Raw genomic sequence first — 17,585 nt, forward strand, 5'->3', positions numbered from 1 at the left:
GGGGCAGGGGCGGGAGCCGTGGGTTCCGGGGCGGGGCCGCGGACCGCCGCACGGGCCGCCGCCGGGCCGCCACCCGGGGCGGGCGGAGCCACCGGGGCGGGCGGGGCCATCGGGCCGGGCGGGGCGATCGGCGCGGGCTGGGCGGCCTGGGCCGGCGCATGGGCATCGGGCCCGGGAACGTAGGCCATGGAGGGACCGGGTCCCTGGCCTCCCGGGGTGAAGACGCCGCCGCGCTCGATGCGGTCGAGGCGGGCCATGACGGAGCGGGCGTCCTCGTACGCGGCGGGCAGCAGCACGCGCGCGCAGATCAGCTCCAGCTGGAGGCGCGGCGAATTGGCGCCACGCATCTCGGTCAGGCCCTCGTTGACCAGGTCGGCGGCGCGGCTGAGCTCGGCGGCGCCGAACGTCGAGGCCTGCGCCTGCATCCGCTCGACGACATCGGCCGGGGCATCGATGAGGCCCTTCTCCGCCGCGTCCGGAACAGCGGCCAGGATCACCAGGTCCCGTAGCCGCTCGAGAAGATCGGTGACGAAGCGGCGCGGGTCGTTGCCCCGCTCGATGACGTGGTCCACGACCTCGAAGGCGGCCGCCCCGTCCCCGGTGGCGAAGGCCTCGACGACGGAGTCGAGCAGCGAACCGTCCGTGTACCCGAGCAGAGACGTCGCCATGGCATACGTCACACCGTCCTCGCCGGCACCGGCGAGCAACTGGTCCATGACGGACATCGAGTCACGCACGGACCCGGCACCGGCGCGCACGACGAGCGGCAGTACGCCCTCCTCGACCCGGCTGTCCTCCTTGCCGCACACCTCGCCCAGGTACTCGCGCAGCGTCCCCGGCGGCACGAGCCGGAACGGGTAGTGGTGCGTGCGCGAGCGGATCGTCCCGATGACCTTCTCGGGCTCGGTGGTCGCGAAGATGAACTTGAGGTGCTCCGGCGGCTCCTCGACGACCTTCAGCAGCGCGTTGAACCCCGCCGACGTGACCATGTGGGCCTCGTCGATGATGTAGATCTTGTACCGGCTGCTCGCGGGGCCGAAGAACGCCTTCTCGCGCAGGTCACGGGCGTCGTCCACGCCACCGTGCGAAGCCGCGTCGATCTCGATGACGTCGATCGAACCCGGTCCGTTGCGCGCGAGGTCCTGGCAGGACTGGCACTCGCCGCAGGGCGTCGGAGTGGGACCTTGCTCACAGTTCAGACAGCGGGCCAGGATGCGCGCGCTGGTCGTCTTGCCGCAGCCGCGCGGACCACTGAACAGGTACGCGTGATTGACCCGGTTGTTTCGCAACGCCTGCTGCAACGGGTCGGTTACATGCTCCTGCCCGATGACCTCGGCGAACGACTCCGGGCGATAACGGCGGTACAGCGCGAGAGACGACACGCATACGAGGTTATAGGCGACCACTGACAACCAGCCCCGCCCAACCCGGACCGACCTCGCGCCGACGCAGGCGCCCGGGAACGCAGACGCCCCCCACGCACCCGCCAGAGCCAACCTACCCTTGCTGCCTTCCGGCCCTGGGGGAGTTCAGTCAGATAGCGCCACGTGAGGGGCTGCGCCCAGAGTACATGCTCCGAGCCGGTGGAACGAGTTCCCTCCGGGCCAGGGGAACGGGTTCGCGAGCACCCTCAAACGTCTTGTATTGTTTGCCGCGGAGGATTCGCCTAGTGGCCTAGGGCGCACGCTTGGAAAGCGTGTTGGGGGCAACCCCTCACGAGTTCGAATCTCGTATCCTCCGCCAGTGCCTCACCGGGCACGATGTCGAAGGGCCCCCTGGAAACAGGGGGCCCTTCTTCGTTGTCCTCAGCCCTCGTTGTCCTGGTCTTTGTCCACAAGGGCTGTTTCAGGGGCTCCCCAGATAGCCGCCCCGATCTTCCTGGCCACCTCTTTGAGGAGATGGTCGGGCACGTGCAGGTATCGGGCTCGCATCCGCGCAGCCCCACCCGGCTCCCACCCCATGATCTGGTCGATGACTCGGTCCGGGACGCCGAGCAGCATGAGCACCGTGCCCGCGGTGTGCCGTGCGTCGTGAAGTCGGCCGTCCCGGACCTCGGCGTCTTCAAGCAGCCGCTTCCAGTCGTGATAGTCCGTATTCGGGCTCAGAGGCCCACCGAGCGGCTTGGTGAACACGTACTCCGACTCAGTCCACAGGTTGCCGGCCGCCTTGCGCTCCTGCGCCTGCTCCTCGGCATGGGAGCTCAGCATCACCACCAGCGGACCCGGCAGCGGAACCGCGCGACGCCCCGCCTTCGACTTGGTGTTCTTGGTCTCGCGCCGCACCTGCACGCGGTTTGGGCAGTACCCCGCTTTCCGGCCGCATGGCGCTGCCTCACCACACCCGTGCTCGTACTTCGGCCGGAGACGGTTCCGTCGTAGCTTCAGGTACTCGTTCGCCAAATCGACATCCGACCAGCGCAGACCGAGCGTCTCGCCCTGGCGCAGCCCGAGGGCCAGAGCGAGCATCCAACGAGCGCTGTTCCGCCTCTTGTTGACCTCCAGAAGAAGGCTCTGGACCTCTTCCACGGAGTAGGGCTCAACCTCCTCCTCTCCCTCCTCCATCCGCGGCGGTTTGGCCAGCGCCGCTGCGTTCTTGGTCGCGTGACCGCGTCGTACAGCCTCACCAAGCGCCGTCCGCGCCGTCCGGTGGGCCTGGTGAGCCGTGCCCGCCTTGCTCCCGCTCTTCTGCATCCGCCGGTAGAGGGCCTCCAGGTGCTCGGGCTCCAACCGGTCGATGCGGTGCTTGCCAATCCCGGGAACGAGGTGCACCCGAACTGCCACTTCGTACCCGTCGTACGTGTTCTCGCTCACAACCGGCTTGGCGATGTTCTCGACCCAGTGCAGGAGCCACTTCTCGACTGTCCACGGCTTGCCGGGCTGCCGCGCCGATCCCTCGTCCCGCTGCTTCTCCAGGCGCTTGACCTCCTCGACCAGGTCCTTGCGCGTCGGGCGCGTCAGGTGCCTGCGGTACGGCTCGCCGTTGTCCTTGAAGCCCATCGGCACCCGTGCGTGCCAGCGGCCGTCTTTGCCCAGGTAGATGGCCGATTCACCGTTGGCTCGGCGCGTGCCCTTCTTTTTCTCAGTCACGCGGCGAGGCCCTTCCGCTCGGAGGTCATGGCACCGCGGCACTGGCTCGCCCGCAGTTTGTGCGCGAACTCGACTACGGCCTCCGCGGGCACGCGCCTCGCTCGGCCGAGCGTGACCGAGTCCAGCTGTCCCATGGCGAGCAGTCGGAAGCAGTAGGTGCGGCCGATGCTCAGACGCCTTGCGGCTTCCTCAACGGTCAAGAGGATCAGCGTCGGGTCGTCTGTGCCCTCCGTCACGGTGCTGGCGTCGTACAAGGCTCCCTCCTTCAGTTCGATCGGGTCCGTCACGGGTGTGATGGGTGCCGCAGAATCCGCGAGTGCTTGCGAGCGGAGCGGCTGGCTTGCGGTGGCTGAGGTCTGGGGGCGTGCCACGGTCGACTCCTTCGAGACTTCAGGCGTGTGGCTGCGTGTGTCCGAGGTTCGGATTTCTGCGTCACGGCGTCACGTGCGTCATTTGGGCCTCTGACCTGCGCCTTTGCGTGACGCGCCGTGGCTAGGGTGCGTCACGGGTGCGTCACCGCTGCGTCGTCTGTGACACGGGGGCGTGACGCAGGTGACGCACGATGACGCAGACATTCGGCTTCTGCGTCACGCCTGTTTCGGCAGGTCAGGGGCCGTTTTCTGTCGGCTGTGACGCAGGTGACGCAGCGCTTCCCTACTTAGGAAAAAGAGGGGGCGTGGTGTCTGTTGTTGTGCGTGGCTCAGGGCGTGAAGAAGGAGCCGCTGCGCGGCGCGTCCTTCGGTGTGGTGCTGCGCACCGAACAGCAAGAGGAGCACCCATCGCCGTGCCGCGCCGGGTGCTCCTCTTGCTGTTGTGGGTTGACCTCGCGATCAGAACGCCGCTTCTTGCTGCGGGCCGGGTGCCGGGGCCGGTTCGGTGAGTTCGATGTAGCGGGCTTCGCGGGTGCGTCCCCAGTCGACGTTCAGGCCGCGCGCGGCGAGGGTGGGCTGAAGCCGCTTGAGACGGTCTGAGAGGACCTTGCCGGTAGTCGGCCACCCTTTGGGCAGCGGGCGGCAGTCCTCGCCGCTGTAGAGCCGTGTGAGGAGGTGCAGCCACTCGGCAGAAGTCATCCGCTGTTGCTCACCGGGCTGCATGTCGGCCGCGTACTGCAGGACGGTCTGCGCGAGGAGGTCGCCCTCGATCACGTCGTCGTTGAGGTCGTCCAGCCCGGCCCGGTAGGCGGGCAGCGCCCCGAGCCCCATCGCGGTGTCGAGTTGCGCGCACAGGTGCGCGAAGTCCGCCATGCGCAGATCGGTCGGTGTCTCCGCGGTGGCGGCGCGGACCTTGACGGTCAGGTCCAGGAGCGAGCCGAGCATGACGGGCAGGGCCGGAGCGTATTCGGCCCACAGTTCCGCTTCGGTGCGCCGCACCTTCGGTCGTTCCAGCCGCAGGGGCAGGAGGCGTTCGGCGAGGTCGGGCCGAATGACGCCCACGTCGATACCGGTCAGCAGGAGCGGGCGGCGGTAGCGGGCGCGGAAAACGTCCCCGTCGGTGAACAGGGCCCGCTTGACGCTCTCCGCGCCGGTGACGATGCAGCACATGGCATCGGACAGGTCCGGGGTCATGTGGGAGAGGTTGTCCAGCGCCGTGACCCATCCCGCAGCGACGGCCGCGATCAGGTTTTCCTCGTCCTTGGGGGCGCGGCGCAGGTCGCTGCTCATGCCCTCGATGATGCGGATGAGCATCCGGCCGGCCGTCGACTTGCCCGCGCCCTGCGGTCCGGTCAGGAAGGGGGCGGGGACGGGTACGGACGGTTCGAGGCAGCCGATGAGCCAGGCGATCGCGAGGCATTCGGTTTCGGCGTTGACGAAGTTGCACAGCCGGAACAGCACGTCGATGCCCTTGCCGTCGGTGTCCTTGGCGGGCAGGGGGAGTTCGCCGGTGAGCTGGGTGCGCCGCCAGCACACCTCACGCGGGTCGGGGACGCGGATGTCCCATCCGGTGGGGTGGATGCGCACCGACTGCCCGTCGGCGCGGCCGAGGTCCAGCCAGGTGGCCCCGTCGAAGCCGGGGGCAACGCGGATGTGCACGTTCTGGGTGTTCTCGTTGAGTGCGAGTGCTTCGATCAAGTCCAGCGCCTCCTTGAGGGCGGTGCCGTTGAACACGCCGATGCCGTCTTTGAACAGGCCGACCATGAGTTCCTGCCGGTGGCTCCCGGACGTGCCCTGAGAGCGGATGGGACGGGCGACGGGGTGGCCGTTCTTCTGCGCGTAGACGGTGCCGTCGGCGGTGCGGAAGTAGCGGAACCGCTCTTGCGCGTACTGGGCGATGACTTCGCGGGCCGGATTCTTGTCGTCCTCGGACACGGTTACAGTCCCAACCTCGTGCGTGCGTTGGCCCAGGCGTCCGCGCAGTGCCGCGGCTTCTCGCCCTTGGCCTGCGCGGCGGCGAACAGCCGCGCCGTGTGGTCCTCGGTGAGGCAGCCGCACCGACCGTGCGTCGAGAGCACGGCGAGGAACGTGGCGTACACGGCCGCGTGGATGCCGCTGGACGCTCCGTTGATGCGCTGCACGGCCATCGTGATGCCGCGTTCCAGATACGCCGGGGAGCGGTGCGGGCAGGCGTCCTCTGCGGCGCGTGTGGGCAGCGCGTCGATGCTCGGGGCCTGGTAGATGGTGGGCGCCTTCACGGTCAGCGCCCGCACCGCGTCCGGCAACGCGGTGACCTGGCCCGTGCCGGGGCCGCGCCAGCGGGCGTAGGCCATCGTCGACTTGATGTCGACGCCGTCGCGGACACCGTTCGCGGAGGTCATGGCGCCCTGGTAGATCCAGTGCTGTCCGCGCGTCGTCTGTACGGTGCGGGTGGCCGGCAGGGTGGCGCGGGCCCAGGCGATGGCGTCGGCGTGGTCGAGGTCGACGACGGTCAACCCGGCCCCGCCCGGGTGGTAGGCGACACCCGCCGCCTCCCGCCAAGCCGCAGCCCAGGCCGGTGAGTTGAGCGTTCCGGGGTCGGTGGTGGCGGCGGCCCAGCCGTGGCAGGGGGCGGGGCAGGTGCAGGGGCCGGGGGTCTTCATGTGGGGGCGCCCGCCGCACGAGGTGTAGAGGCAGGCGGGGCAGTTGGCGAAGGGCACCTTGCCCTGGCGCAGCGGCAGGACTGGCAGGCCGTCGGCCGCCAGCCGCAGAGCGGTGCTGAGGTGGTCTCGCCGGATCAAGGCGGGATGGGTCATGCTGGGGTATCTCCTGCTCTGTGAAGGGATGGGAGACAACCGGGGCGGGCGCGGCTTGTGGAGAGACGGCGCCCGCCCCGGGCGCATCTAGTACGGGTCGGGCGCGACGCAGAAGTCGCAGTCGCAGTCATCCGCGTGCGGGCAGTCGCAGCCGCAGGGGTGGCGCAGACCGACGCAGTAGCAGTGGCACATGCCCTCACCGCACGGCTGTTCGTCGTCCTCGTCGTCGGACGTGTCGTAGCCGAGCGGGCTGAGGGCCGAGTGCACCTGATCGAGGGCGACGGCGAGACGCTGGGCGCGGCCGATCGCGACGCGCGCCGTCTGGACGGCGGACGAGGCGGCCTCGTCGGGGTCCTTGCCGCCGTCGACGATGAGGCGGTCGGCCTGGTGTGCGTCGGTCACGGGCTGAAGCGCCTGTGTGATGGCCTGCGGGAGCATTCGGGAGAGGTGCGCGAGTGCTCCGATGAGGCTGTAGGCGTGGCCGGGGTACTGCCAGTCGTCGCCGGGGGCGCGGGTGGTGTGGTTGATGGCGCGGACGGCTTCAGCGGCCTGTCCGGCGAATTCCACAGGGGTGGTGGGCTGGTCGGGCATGGGGGGCTCCCTATCCGTGGAAGTGGTTGCGCTTGATGACGGCCTTGCGGATGTTGACTGTGGTCCCGCCGCGCGCTCCGGCGAAGAGCTGGACGGCGATGAAGCCGCCGAAGACGACCGCGGCCAGGATGATGAGTTGGGTGATCAGCGCCGTCAGAGCGGCGATGAACGTGGTGAGCATCAGTAGTCCGCCGCACACCGCGAGGAAGCCGACGCCTCCGAGGGCGACGTTCACCGCGGCTCGCGAGACGGGCGGCTTGGCGGCGATGGGCTCGGGCTGCATGGGGTTGACGGCGTATCCGGTCACGGCGCGCCCGTCGGGCAGAACGATGGTCTGCACGGCGGGAATCTGGCCGTTGTGCACGGGCACCATCGGGGCCGTGGCCGGTATCGGGGTGGGGTAGTGGACGGCGTCGGCCGCCGCGGTCGGCTGGTAGGGGGCGGGCTGGTTCACGGTGTGTCTCCTGTCAGGGCCGCAGGTTGGCGAGGAACTGGGCGATGGAGGTGCACAGGTCGCGGATGGGTCCGTCGGCCCCGGTTCCGGCGGTGAAGAAGCCGAGCAGGAACAGCACGAGGGCCGGGCCGATGCCTCCGGCCTTGGACTTGACGATGAAGACGGCCGCGATGCCGAGCAGCAGGATCGCGGAGACGTTGACCGCCACGGCGGGCGCTCCTTTCAGTGGGCGGGGCAGGAGGTGAGCAGCAGACCGAGGGCGACGCCGAACAGCGCGAGGCGCAGGAGCGCGCTCACGCGGCCGGCGCCTCGCGCGCGGTGCTCGCGCTCTTGGCGGCGGCCTCGTCGGCGGCGCGGCCTGCGCGGTAGGTGCGGGCCCACAGGTTGTAGACGTGGCGACCGACGCGTATGCGGATGCCGTGGCCGTCGCAGCGGCGGCAGTGCTTGCCGCGCTTGGGCTTGCCGCGGCGCGTGTAGGTGAGCTGAAAGCCGAGTCCCTGGCAGTGGCGGCAGGACTTCCACGGGGAGGCCGCACACACTCCGGCGTAACCAAGCGTGAGCAGCACGATGAGGACGCTAGCGAGCAGCGGGAAGGGCATGAGGGCCTCTCAGGGCAGGTTTTGAGGGTTTGTGCAGGTGGTTCGCTAGGTGCTAGCGACCTGCTCAGGGGCGATATGGGTCGCTAGCGAGGTCGCTAGGTCTAGCGACCTCGCTCGCTAGACCTAGCGGCCTCTCAGCCCTACTTGTCGCCCCGCTTCTTGTTGCGCTGAGTGACGGCGTCGATGATGTGCTGACGCTCGATGCCGCGCCGGTTGGCGCCCTTGCCGTCCTCGGTCTTGCCCCACACCTGGCCCGTGGAGATGCCGTAGGGCTTGAGCGCCGCGGCCAGCTGGTCACCCTTGGCGCGGCCCTCAAGGTCGGCCCATTCGCCGTAGACGGCGGGGGCGAACTCGGCAAGGCGGTCCACGATGGTCTCGGACCACACCTTGTCCTCACTGCGACCGAGGACGGCGGCAACGTCGTCGAGGATCGCGTCCGCGCTGCGGGTGGCGCTGGTCTCGCCCGCCGCGTCGCCGGACAGCGTGCCCTCGTCCTCGCGCAGGGCGCGGGCGCGGTCCAGGATCGTGTCCGCGTCCCGGCCGGTGGCCAGGTAGGTGCGCACGATCCCCGAGTCGTCCGTCATGCCCTTGAGCAGCCCCACGCCCTTGTGGGACTTCAGGAGCTTGGACGCGTCCAAGCCCTCCCCGTAGGAACCGGCACCCAGCACCACCTCGGAGACGTGGTACGAGCCGACGCGCAGGGAAAACCGGGCCTGGTGCTGGTCACGCAGCACCGACGGGCAGGCGGTGTCGTCCGGCTTCTGTGTGGAGTTCATGACCGACACCCCGACCGCCGGAGCGACCCGGGCGAGGTAGACCAGCAGGTCAAGGATGGTCTTGCCGTGGGTTGGGTGCTGCAAGTACTCCTGCACCTCGTCCACCACCACGAGCGTGAGGGGCATGTTCAGCTTCCGGTTCCGGCTGATCTCCGGCGTCAGCTTGCCCTCGGGGCAGATGTGCAGGGGCAGTTCGGACAGGCGGTGGTAGCGGTCCTCCACATCCGCCTTCAGCTCCATCAGAGCGTTGACCAGGTGCATGACCGGGTCGAAGCCGTCCCGGGGCACGATGCCAAACCCGATCCGGTGGGCGACCTTGCTGAAGGAACGCCAGTCCGGGGACGCCTTGCCGTCGAACACGATCAGCCGCACGTCCGGGTCCAGCGCCGCGGCCAGCGCGATGGTGCGCGCGGAGAACGTCTTGCCCTGCCGCGGCACCGCACCGACCAGCAGCGACAGCCACAGCATCGTGGCCATCACGGGGTTGCCCCGCTCGTCCACGCCCCAGGGGAACGGCTTCCAGAAGTCCACCCGGGTCGCCCCGAGCAGCGGCGTCTTGCCCGACGGCACCGCGAGCGGGTCACGGTCCGCGATCCAGTAGGAGACGCGCCGGCCGCTGGTCTCGTCCTTGTCCATGAACAGCTGGGTCGGCGCGATGTCCATGCCGGAGGCGAGCCGAGAGTGGGCCTTGAGGGCGTCTTCGAAGGTCATGCCGTAGGGGAGGTCGACGACCACGCGCCAGCCGTCGCCGTCCCGGCCGATCGGCCGCGGGAACGCGATCGTCTGGTCCTTCGTGGTCAGCTTGGCCGCCTCGTGGGCGCGGATGACGATGTCCGAGGACAGCTTGCGCTTGCGGAACGTCACCTTCGCACGGTCGATCAGCGGCTTGTCCGCCGGAACCCCACCAAGACCAAGTCCCGTGGTCAGCGCGGCAATCGACAGGGCCAGCAACCAGCTCGGTGCCAGCACCCACAGCAACAGAGCCAGGGTGAGACCGACGACGCTGGACACGGTCGCGATGATGGACCGCAGCCGCACCCGGGCGTCCCGCTGCCGCGACAGCTTCAGGTACGTCGCGGCGTCCTCATCGAGGACCGAGGCCATGCGCAGGGCGCGGCCCTCGGCGTCGAAGACCCACTTGCCGACGGCCGATGACCAGCGCCAGGCGCCCTTGGGGCTGTAGGCGATCAGCTTGGGCGTGTACACGCACGGCAGGCGCCAGGCGTGGTAGCCGAGCATCGTGGAGTAGTGCCGCACCGCCCACTTCCGGACGGCTTTGCGCTGGTCAGGCAGCTTCACCCAGTCCGGGAAGACGGGCTGACGGACCTTGTCGCGCTCCTGCATCCACTCCGTGATGGACGGCGGATAGACCTCCTTGGGCGGATCGACCGCCGCGCCCTCGGTCAGGCCCTCGGCCTCGGGGTCCTCGGTGTCGGGCAGCTCGGCCACCCACTCACCCGGCTTCACCTCCGGTTCGGCCGTCAGCGTCGCCGTCCCGGCGGGGGCGGGGAGCTTCTTGAGCTTGAACGGCAGGACGGAGCCGGTGCTGTCGTCTTCCGGCGCCTCAACAGGCGGACCGGACACGTTGATCTCGGTCATGCTGGGGGTGCTCCTTCACGGGAGTTGAAGGGGTTCGGCCGCCGCGGTCAGAGGTGAGCGGCCGAACCCCGGGAAAAGGGCTGGTCAGGCAGCGCGCTGTTCTTCGGGGTAGGCGCAAGGCACGCACATGCCGAGCGAGCCGGGGATGACGTATCCGGCATCGCGCCGGCAGACGGGGCAGGTGCGGCGGGCGCGCATCGCCTTGGCGAGCGCGGCCCTCCTACCCGGCGTCATCGGCCGCACGGGCTTGGCGCGGTCGACGCGGTAGAGGTAGGCGACCAGCGGGCCGCGCCGGTAACGCGGCCGCAGCACCTGCGCGGCCACCTCCTGACCACCCGGCCGCAGGCCGAGCGCCCGAAGCTGACGGCGGGTGGCAAGACCGGTCGGCGCGTAGTGCCATGGGTAGGTTGGTATGCCGAACTGGCCACCGGAGGGGCAGTAGCAATTGGCGAGCGTCAGCGCCGACATCAGGCCGCCGCCTCCGCGCGTTCAGCGCGCAGGGTGTCCCGCAGCGCCCGGGCGTTCGCCGGGGACGTGTGCAGGGCCTTGCGGATGCCCTCACCCGTCAGCTTGGCGTCCGGCCAGTCGGCGGTGACCGTGCGCGCCTCGGTGAGCAGTTCCGCCGGGGTGCGCTTGGGCCGGGTCGACTTCGCAGCATCCGGCACCCGGCCCGTCACGCCGCGCGGTCGGGGCGACTCGGCGGCCACCGGACGCGTCTCGATCGGGCGGGCCGGGGCCGACCCGATCGACTTCACAGGCTTGGCCGGAAGGGTCGACTTCAGGAAGCCGACGGCGACCGGTCGAGGCAGTTCCTTCACGTTCGGCGTGATCGGCGCGGGAGTCGATTCCGGCAGGTCAGCCATAGACTGAATCCTCTCGGTCTCGGTAGATTCCTCCGCATTCGTGCTCTCGATCGGATCGGGGGCCGCACCGAGTCCAAACATGTCGGCAAGGGCAGTGTCCGCACCGACCGTGACGCGTTGACGCTGCACATCGAGCAGCGTCGATCCAAGCGCCACGTCCCCGACTCCGACCCTGCGCGCCAGGCGCCAAGAGGCCCGATCGGAGCGCTTGCGGGTGCTCTTGTCGGGGTGGTTGGCGGCGCGGGCGCGGTGGTAGGCGAGCCGCTGCACGATCTCGACCGCGCGCCGCTCGCCCTCCGCGTCGCGGCCCTCGGTGTGAACCACGATCCGCCGTGCGAGAAACGCCATGCCCTCGGCAGACACGCACATGCCCATCGGGGTGATGGCGTAGATGACGGTCTCCCCGGACGTGTCGGCCGCTTGCGCGGCCATCACCGACGCGGCGGCGGGCAGCGCCCACAGGCCGAGTCGGATCACGCGCGGGGAGGACTGGCCCAGCATCGTCAGACCGAGCAGCACGAGCGCGAGAACCGCGGTTGCGCCTTCACCAGCGGCCACGGCACCGAGCGCGGTGCCCTTGCCGTAGGCGCCACTGATGTTCGAGTAGGTACCAATCCCGCCGAAGACGCCCGTGCCGAGCATCGGCACGAACGCCGCACCCAACACGACCTTCTGCGTCTTCGACAGGGGCTTGCGGACCATCGCAGTCATGCCGCACCCCCGAGCGTGAGCACCGCTGCCACGAGCAGCAACAGGCCGCCGGCGCGGGTGAGGTCGACCGCGCGGCGCAGTGCCGTGTACTTGGTGACGGCCAGGCGAGACAGGCCCGCGATGTCGGCCGCCAGGTCGGTGACGACCGCGTCACGGATCTGTTCGGGGGTGAGGGTGGCCCACAGCGGGAAGCCGTGGCGGCCCTTGAGGTTCGGCCGGACCGAGGACAGCAGCACCCCGGCCGCGCCGATCAGCAGCGCCACCCCGGCCAGCCCGGGCACGAGCAGGCAGGGCGTGTGCGGGAGGTCGTGGCCCGCGCTCCAGGCTCCGGCCAGCACGGCGCCGATGAAGGCGAGCAGGAGACTGGCCTTGCTGTCGGTCCGCGTGATCTCCGCCTTCACCTCAGCAAGGGCGGCGGGAAGGTCCCGAGTGAGGGCGCTCATGCCGCCGCCCCCTTGCGGACCGGACGGCGACGGGAGGCGGGACGGGTGAGCGGCACGACGTTGAACAGCTCCGCCGCGTGGTCGTCGATCGCCGCGGCAGCGATGCGGATCGCGTCGTCCGGCATGCCGGGGTCGTCCGTGAGGATGTCGCGGGCCGCATCCAGGCGGGCCGCGCGCTCCATCTCGCTCTCGCCGTCCACGCCGAGCCACAGTTCGACCGGGGTGCCCAGGGCGAGTTCGATGAAGTCGTTACGGGTCACGGCGCGGCGGCCGTTGATGTACGAGCGCATGACGAAACTCCTGATCACTGAAGGGATGGGAGAGACCGGGGCGGGGCGCGACTTGTGGAGAGACGACGCCTGCCCCGGGCGGAAGAAGGGGCGCCCCGGCCGGGAGTCGAACCCGGCCTACGACCATCGAGGCGACTTGCGCTGAACCGCGCACGGGACAGGACCCGTGCACGCCCGCCCACTTGCCGAGGTGGGGCGGGATTCCCTCAGACCCCATCGACCACCCGTGTACAGGTGGCTGGGGCCGCACGCTGTTGAGTTCTCAAGACGCCCCAGAGGGCGCACAGTCACTCCTCGGTGAGCGCGGTAACCCGTTCAGGGCTCCCGTCCTCACGGGACTCACCAAGAGCTTTCGTGCAGGTCAAGCAGGTTGTACGTGACGTTCCGAATAAGAGGAACATGTAGTACGTGTTCCTCATCATGCAGAGAGAGTTTCGCTCCGTCAAGCCCTTCGGTCTTTGGGTTGCTGCGAGCCGCTCGCCGCGATGTACCTACAGATTGGCTTCAGCAGCGACGACGATCGACTCCGCACATGTACGACCTGCGGACAAGTTCGCTACGGTGAAGTCGTCCCAAGTCGTCCCACTCCGGAGAGAGTTCGACATGGCCAACGAGAAACTTCGCGGAGCGATCGTCGAGAGCGGTCTGACGCTCGACCAAGTGGCGCAGCGACTGGGAGTGTCGGCGAAGACGGTAGAGCGCTGGATCAACGAACCGAACCGCAAGCCCTACCGCCGCTTCCAGTACGCGACGGCGTCGCTCCTTCAGTGCGAGGTCTCCTACCTTTGGCCCGAGGAACGCACGTCAGCAGAGGTCACCGAGTCGGGAAACGCGGAGCTGATCAAGCTGTACCCGCACCGGTCCGTCGTTCCGAACCGTCTGTGGCCCCAGCTCTACGCGCAGGCCAAGGAGTCGTTTGACGTGCTGGTGTACTCGGGGTTCTGGCTCACGGAAGACCCGGCATTCCACCGAGTCGTGAAGGAGAAGTCAGCGGCCGGCACCCGCATCCGCTTCATGCTCGGTGACCCGGACAGTCCCGCTGTGGCGGTGCGCGGTGAGGATGAGGGAATCGGGCCAGCCATGGCGAGCAAGATTCGGAACGCCCTGATCAACTACAGCTCGCTCTTCGGGCTCCCCGGAGTGGAGTTCCGACTCCACAGCAGCACGCTCTACAACTCGCTCTACCGCGCCGATAACGAGATGCTCGCCAACGGCCACCTGTACGGAGTCGGCGCGTACATGGCCCCGGTCCTGCACCTTCAACGTGTGCCGGGGGGTGAGTTGTTCGATGCGTACGCTGAAAGCATCGAACGGGTCTGGGAGGTAGCTAGGCCCATCTCCTCTCCCGCCGACTGCGGAGGTCTGCACGCATGAGCCGTATCGACTACTTCCGGGACCCCAACGCGCCGAAGGCGAACTCGGTGGTCCCCTCCGTCACGGCGGTCGTCCGCGACGACGCGGGTCGACTTCTGCTCATCCACAAGACCGACAACAACCTGTGGGCACTCCCTGGAGGTGGTCACGACATCGGGGAACGCATCGGAGAGACCGTTGTTCGGGAAGTGCTTGAGGAGACCGGAATCACGGTCGAGATTGACAGCGTCTCGGGTCTCTACACAGACCCTCAGCACGTCCTCGCGTACGACGACGGAGAAGTCCGTCAGCAGTTCTCCATCTGCTTCCGAGCGCACCCGACGGGCGGAACCCTGCGCACGAGCAGCGAATCCAAAGAGGTCCGCTGGGTCTACCCGGCGGACCTCGATGATCTGGACATTCATCCGTCCATGCGGCTGCGCATCACACACGGCTTGGACGAGACGCGCCAGGAGCCTTACATCGGCTGATCCGCGGTTTGCGCGCGGACGAGGCGCCCCTCTACGCGTCGCGCGGCTGCGTAGATCTCCGGCGCCGCGCGCTGGATGAAGCGGCCGACGATCGTCTCTGGTCCATACCGCTGCACGATTTCGTTGAGGCGGTCGGCCGGCGCGGTATGCGTGCCGTCCGGGGTCGTCGTCATGTCACAGAAGATCAGGGCGTCAACGAGATCGGGACGCTCAAGCTCGAACTCGCTCTCCAGCTCGTGCCGGAGTCCCCGCTCCTCCGCTTCCAGGAGGGCACAGGAGTGGTGCGCCACGAGACGGACGACCCGTTCGTCTGCCCCTTCCTGATCACGGAGGAAGCGGGCCCCGTCCAGCGGATGGAATCCGGTTAGCGCGATCTCCGGCGAGTACCCGATGTCATGCAGCACCGCCGCTGCTTCGAGTAGCTCCGCGTCGTCGCCCAGGATCGGAGCCAGAGAACGGGCCCGCTTCGCGACTCCAAGGGAGTGCGCCCACCTACGAGGCAATGGCTCGGACAGCAGCGCTTCAGAGCACGAGTACGCCCACTCAGTCAGTCCCATGGCGGCCAAGGTTACGACCCCGATTGGGTACTGGGGAGGGCGCGCACTGTGCGCCCCTTGCCGTGAACGGTGTCGAGCAATCCCGTTCCTTCCATGTGCGCGAGCCCGCGGCGGACCGCCGTGCGCGATACGCCGAAGCGCTCGCAGAGCCTTGCCTCCGACGGATACGCGTCCCCGACCGCGAGCGAGTCGTCTTCGATCACAGCCACCATCCGCTCAACGAGCGAGCGGCGGTCGCCACCCTGAGAGACACGCCAGCCGACGCCGGGCGCGGATTCGAGTACGCCCTCAGCTTCCAACGTCTTGAGTGCCCGGCGGATCGTGTTGCGCGCCACGCTGTGCCGGCGCATCAGCTCAGCCTCGGACGGCAAACCGCTCGCGTGCTCGCCGTTCTCGATCTCCTGCCGCAGTACGTCCACGATGACCAGGTAAGTTCCGCGCGGACTGGCCTCTGTCACTTGGACTCCCCTCGGCTCACTTTCTCGCTCGCCATCAAGCCTCCCACGGCCTTCCCCTTGCCCAAGGATTGCCCCCTTGTCCAATAGAGGCAGCATTGCAGCACAGAACCGGCCGCACAGGTCTGTCTCAATCACTTGCAAGACCTAGGCAGGGGGGAGCCAGGGTTCTCTTTTCTTGAGCTGCACACACAGAAAATGGGCGCGCTCTTCGAGTACATCCGCGCCCGTAACTATTCTGCGAATTGGCCTATACCGGCTCTTCCACTAGCTCAAACCGTTGCTTGAGATCGTTTCCCCAGCTATGGGGCCATTTCTTCTCGTGATGCAGCCGCCCTACGACAATGCCGGGGGCGATGCCAATTTCACGAGCGAAACTGCGAACTGATGCAAGGGACCGCAATGAATCCAGCCTCTTGGCCTCATCGGGTGGGATCAAGAGGTCACGAGCGAACTGGTTAGCCTCAACTTCGCGCGGTTCTTCCGCGTCAGAGCTTCGCGCCGCCTCCACAAGCACGTCCTGCTTCCCGTGCATAAGAACATGGCCGAGCTCATGGAAGACCGTGAACCAGAATTGATCGTCAGTCTTATACCTAAGACTGAGCTGCACTATGGCCTTGTGCGGTGAAATCCACCTTGTCGCCCCGCATGCACGACTTCCTGTGATCTCCTTTACGAACACCACGGCGACACCGTGGCGCGCGCACGTCTTTACCAGCTCGGGCTCAAATTGCTCCGGGGGCAAAATCGTCAACGCCCGCAGCTTTGGAAGCTCCGCCTGAAGGTTACGCTTATCAAACGGATCGCATGCGATTTCTTGGGCAGCAACTTCCCCGAGACGCAACCACGCAGCGACGGAACCTACCTTGGCTTCAAACGCCTTGGTTTGCCTGAATGCTGCCGCTGGTTTCTCGTACAACTCAGTCCACGCGTCAAGGCTGGAAACTCCGAAGAAAGCCAAGAGCTGCTCCCATCGGGAGACTTTGTCAGAGGGCTCTTCAGGAACCTGCCCGCGCTTAATCAGCTCCCTGATAGGGAGTGTTTTGCACCAAGCCCCAAAGAGGGCCGGGTCCCGGGCCTCTCGAAGTCGCTTCTTAGTCGACTGGTAATCAGCTTCCAGTCGATTCCAGAAACGTGCTTTAATTCCGGTTACGTTTTCCAGGCGCTCCGCCACATCAGGCGACAGAGAGACAGTCCCCTTGACGAGTTGATTGAGGTGCTTCGCACTCAACCCCGCACGCAGAGCAAATTCACGTTGGGTCATACTCGCCTCTTCCAGGAACTCCAAAATGGTATTCCCGGGCGGCACCGCATAGTCCGGTTCTTCAGCGGCATACAGTTCACGGACAGCACTTGTACTCATTTGCTCAACCCCCAGTCCGGATACTGCTCGCTAGTGATAGTCCTCGATCCCTTCGATGGTGACTGACGTCACGCTGGCCCAGACGAGCGCGCCTTGCTCATCTACAGCGGGCTCGGTCGGCGAGAAGATCAGTCTCCAGTTGGCATTCAGATGCAACGACAAACATCCCTCACGGTCCCCAGTGAGCGCATGGCATCGACCGAGCGCCGGAGGGCGCATGTCCTCAAGAGTTTCTGCCGCGCGAAGCGCCGCAAGCCGTTGACCGATCTTGCCTGCCAAGAGAGACCCATAGGCGCGTCGCAGATCCTTCTCCGACGCGCAGACCTTGTTCAGCTTTCGATCTGCGTAGCACACGTCCAGTATACCCACCGCCCCCGGTCAACGTTTACCAGATCGGTAAACGTTCACTCTATCGAGACCGGACCGGCTAGCGGCCCAAGATCGCAGCATCGTATCGGGTGATAGCAACCAGTAACCATGTAACGCACCAGTAACGTGGGCGCTTGCCCGCAACATCGGACACTCGGTAGCGGTTCGCTCAGAAGCGCGGGACCAGGCGACCGTCAGGTGTCCCGTTGTCCTGGTCTTTGTCCAGTGCACTGGAGACCGCCACTGTTCACCACAGTGTGCCCACCCCCTCCAACCTGCCGCCTGAACGCCTGCGAACGCCCCCGTACAGCAACGCGGACAGTTGGAAAGCGTGTTGGGGGCAACCCCTCACGAGTTCGAATCTCGTATCCTCCGCCAGTGCCTCACCGGGCACGATGTCGAAGGGCCCCCTGGAAACA

20 protein-coding genes, 1 tRNA gene and 1 other RNA gene are annotated in these 17,585 nt (G+C 67.6%); 3 read left to right on the forward strand and 19 right to left on the reverse strand.

All coding sequences use genetic code 11. The annotated features are described in order from the left end of the window. The coding region (locus tag ABD366_RS19370; RefSeq protein ID WP_344442161.1) for a DNA polymerase III subunit gamma and tau at nt 1-1,382 on the reverse strand (1,382 nt) is incomplete at its 3' end. Nucleotides 1,383-1,464: 82 nt separating this feature from the next. Beyond that, nucleotides 1,465-1,559: signal recognition particle sRNA small type (gene ffs, locus ABD366_RS19375), an RNA gene on the reverse strand. Between the two features lie 96 nt (nt 1,560-1,655). Between ffs and ABD366_RS19380 the strand changes: the two genes are divergently transcribed. Further along, nucleotides 1,656-1,743 (forward strand) — tRNA-Ser (locus tag ABD366_RS19380). Between the two features lie 62 nt (nt 1,744-1,805). Here ABD366_RS19380 and ABD366_RS19385 read toward each other — a convergent pair. From ABD366_RS19385 to ABD366_RS19445, 13 genes are all read right to left on the reverse strand, one after another. Continuing rightward, nucleotides 1,806-3,086: a tyrosine-type recombinase/integrase gene (locus ABD366_RS19385; protein WP_324766222.1), complete on the reverse strand. Its 1,281-nt coding sequence runs from the start codon at nt 3,084-3,086 to the stop codon at nt 1,806-1,808. After that, on the reverse strand, nt 3,083-3,340 hold the full coding sequence (locus tag ABD366_RS19390) for an excisionase family DNA-binding protein (protein ID WP_324766221.1): 258 nt from the start codon (nt 3,338-3,340) through the stop codon (nt 3,083-3,085). The genes ABD366_RS19385 and ABD366_RS19390 overlap by 4 nt, the downstream gene beginning before the upstream one ends. Before the next feature lie 576 nt (nt 3,341-3,916). Further along, a complete protein-coding gene (locus ABD366_RS19395) occupies nt 3,917-5,392 on the reverse strand; it encodes an ATP-binding protein (RefSeq protein ID WP_324766220.1) in 1,476 nt (491 codons plus the stop codon). A 2-nt stretch (nt 5,393-5,394) separates the two neighbouring features. Beyond that, nucleotides 5,395-6,252, reverse strand: a complete 858-nt coding sequence (locus ABD366_RS19400) for a bifunctional DNA primase/polymerase (protein WP_324766219.1) — start codon at nt 6,250-6,252, stop codon at nt 5,395-5,397. A gap of 87 nt (nt 6,253-6,339) precedes the next feature. Further along, the gene (locus tag ABD366_RS19405) at nt 6,340-6,843 is read right to left on the reverse strand and encodes a hypothetical protein (RefSeq protein ID WP_324766218.1); all 504 of its coding nucleotides are present in this window, start codon (nt 6,841-6,843) and stop codon (nt 6,340-6,342) included. Nucleotides 6,844-6,853: 10 nt separating this feature from the next. Continuing rightward, nucleotides 6,854-7,297 (reverse strand): hypothetical protein, encoded by a 444-nt coding sequence (locus tag ABD366_RS19410; RefSeq protein WP_324766217.1) that lies wholly within the window; start codon nt 7,295-7,297, stop codon nt 6,854-6,856. 13 nt (nt 7,298-7,310) lie between these two features. Then, nucleotides 7,311-7,505, reverse strand: coding sequence for a hypothetical protein (locus tag ABD366_RS19415; RefSeq protein ID WP_324766216.1), 195 nt, complete (start codon nt 7,503-7,505; stop codon nt 7,311-7,313). An 85-nt stretch (nt 7,506-7,590) separates the two neighbouring features. Further along, nucleotides 7,591-7,863 (reverse strand): hypothetical protein, encoded by a 273-nt coding sequence (locus ABD366_RS19420; protein WP_324766215.1) that lies wholly within the window; start codon nt 7,861-7,863, stop codon nt 7,591-7,593. A gap of 173 nt (nt 7,864-8,036) precedes the next feature. Next, entirely contained in the window at nt 8,037-10,271 is a 2,235-nt protein-coding gene (locus tag ABD366_RS19425; RefSeq protein WP_324766214.1) for a cell division protein FtsK, read from the reverse strand. An 84-nt stretch (nt 10,272-10,355) separates the two neighbouring features. Then, on the reverse strand, nt 10,356-10,739 hold the full coding sequence (locus tag ABD366_RS19430; RefSeq protein WP_324766213.1) for an RRQRL motif-containing zinc-binding protein: 384 nt from the start codon (nt 10,737-10,739) through the stop codon (nt 10,356-10,358). Next, entirely contained in the window at nt 10,739-11,836 is a 1,098-nt protein-coding gene (locus ABD366_RS19435) for a conjugal transfer protein (protein ID WP_324766225.1), read from the reverse strand. The genes ABD366_RS19430 and ABD366_RS19435 overlap by 1 nt, the downstream gene beginning before the upstream one ends. A gap of 5 nt (nt 11,837-11,841) precedes the next feature. Next, nucleotides 11,842-12,288: a Pycsar system effector family protein gene (locus tag ABD366_RS19440; protein ID WP_324766212.1), complete on the reverse strand. Its 447-nt coding sequence runs from the start codon at nt 12,286-12,288 to the stop codon at nt 11,842-11,844. Next, the gene (locus ABD366_RS19445; RefSeq protein WP_324766211.1) at nt 12,285-12,578 is read right to left on the reverse strand and encodes a hypothetical protein; all 294 of its coding nucleotides are present in this window, start codon (nt 12,576-12,578) and stop codon (nt 12,285-12,287) included. Before ABD366_RS19445 ends, ABD366_RS19440 begins: the two co-directional genes overlap by 4 nt. A 603-nt stretch (nt 12,579-13,181) precedes the next feature. Between ABD366_RS19445 and ABD366_RS19450 the strand changes: the two genes are divergently transcribed. Together ABD366_RS19450 and ABD366_RS19455 are read left to right on the forward strand one after the other, a co-directional pair. After that, nucleotides 13,182-13,952: an XRE family transcriptional regulator gene (locus ABD366_RS19450; protein ID WP_324766210.1), complete on the forward strand. Its 771-nt coding sequence runs from the start codon at nt 13,182-13,184 to the stop codon at nt 13,950-13,952. Further along, nucleotides 13,949-14,422 carry an NUDIX domain-containing protein gene (locus ABD366_RS19455; RefSeq protein ID WP_324766209.1) on the forward strand — a complete coding sequence of 158 codons (474 nt, stop codon included), beginning with the start codon at nt 13,949-13,951 and terminating at the stop codon, nt 14,420-14,422. The genes ABD366_RS19450 and ABD366_RS19455 overlap by 4 nt, the downstream gene beginning before the upstream one ends. Here the strand turns inward: ABD366_RS19455 and ABD366_RS19460 are convergent. The 4 genes from ABD366_RS19460 to ABD366_RS19475 form a co-directional block, all read right to left on the reverse strand. Next, nucleotides 14,410-14,979, reverse strand: a complete 570-nt coding sequence (locus tag ABD366_RS19460) for an HD domain-containing protein (protein WP_324766208.1) — start codon at nt 14,977-14,979, stop codon at nt 14,410-14,412. The two genes, ABD366_RS19455 and ABD366_RS19460, sit on opposite strands and share 13 nt — an antisense overlap. 11 nt (nt 14,980-14,990) lie before the next feature. Then, the gene (locus ABD366_RS19465) at nt 14,991-15,437 is read right to left on the reverse strand and encodes a GntR family transcriptional regulator (RefSeq protein WP_324766207.1); all 447 of its coding nucleotides are present in this window, start codon (nt 15,435-15,437) and stop codon (nt 14,991-14,993) included. Nucleotides 15,438-15,684: 247 nt separating this feature from the next. After that, on the reverse strand, nt 15,685-16,797 hold the full coding sequence (locus ABD366_RS19470) for an ImmA/IrrE family metallo-endopeptidase (RefSeq protein ID WP_324766206.1): 1,113 nt from the start codon (nt 16,795-16,797) through the stop codon (nt 15,685-15,687). 30 nt (nt 16,798-16,827) lie between these two features. Continuing rightward, on the reverse strand, nt 16,828-17,166 hold the full coding sequence (locus tag ABD366_RS19475; protein ID WP_344442168.1) for a type II toxin-antitoxin system RelE/ParE family toxin: 339 nt from the start codon (nt 17,164-17,166) through the stop codon (nt 16,828-16,830). Between the last annotated feature and the right edge of the window lie 419 nt (nt 17,167-17,585).

This window comes from Streptomyces kunmingensis (genome assembly GCF_039533535.1).
GTDB lineage: Bacteria > Actinomycetota > Actinomycetes > Streptomycetales > Streptomycetaceae > Streptomyces > Streptomyces kunmingensis.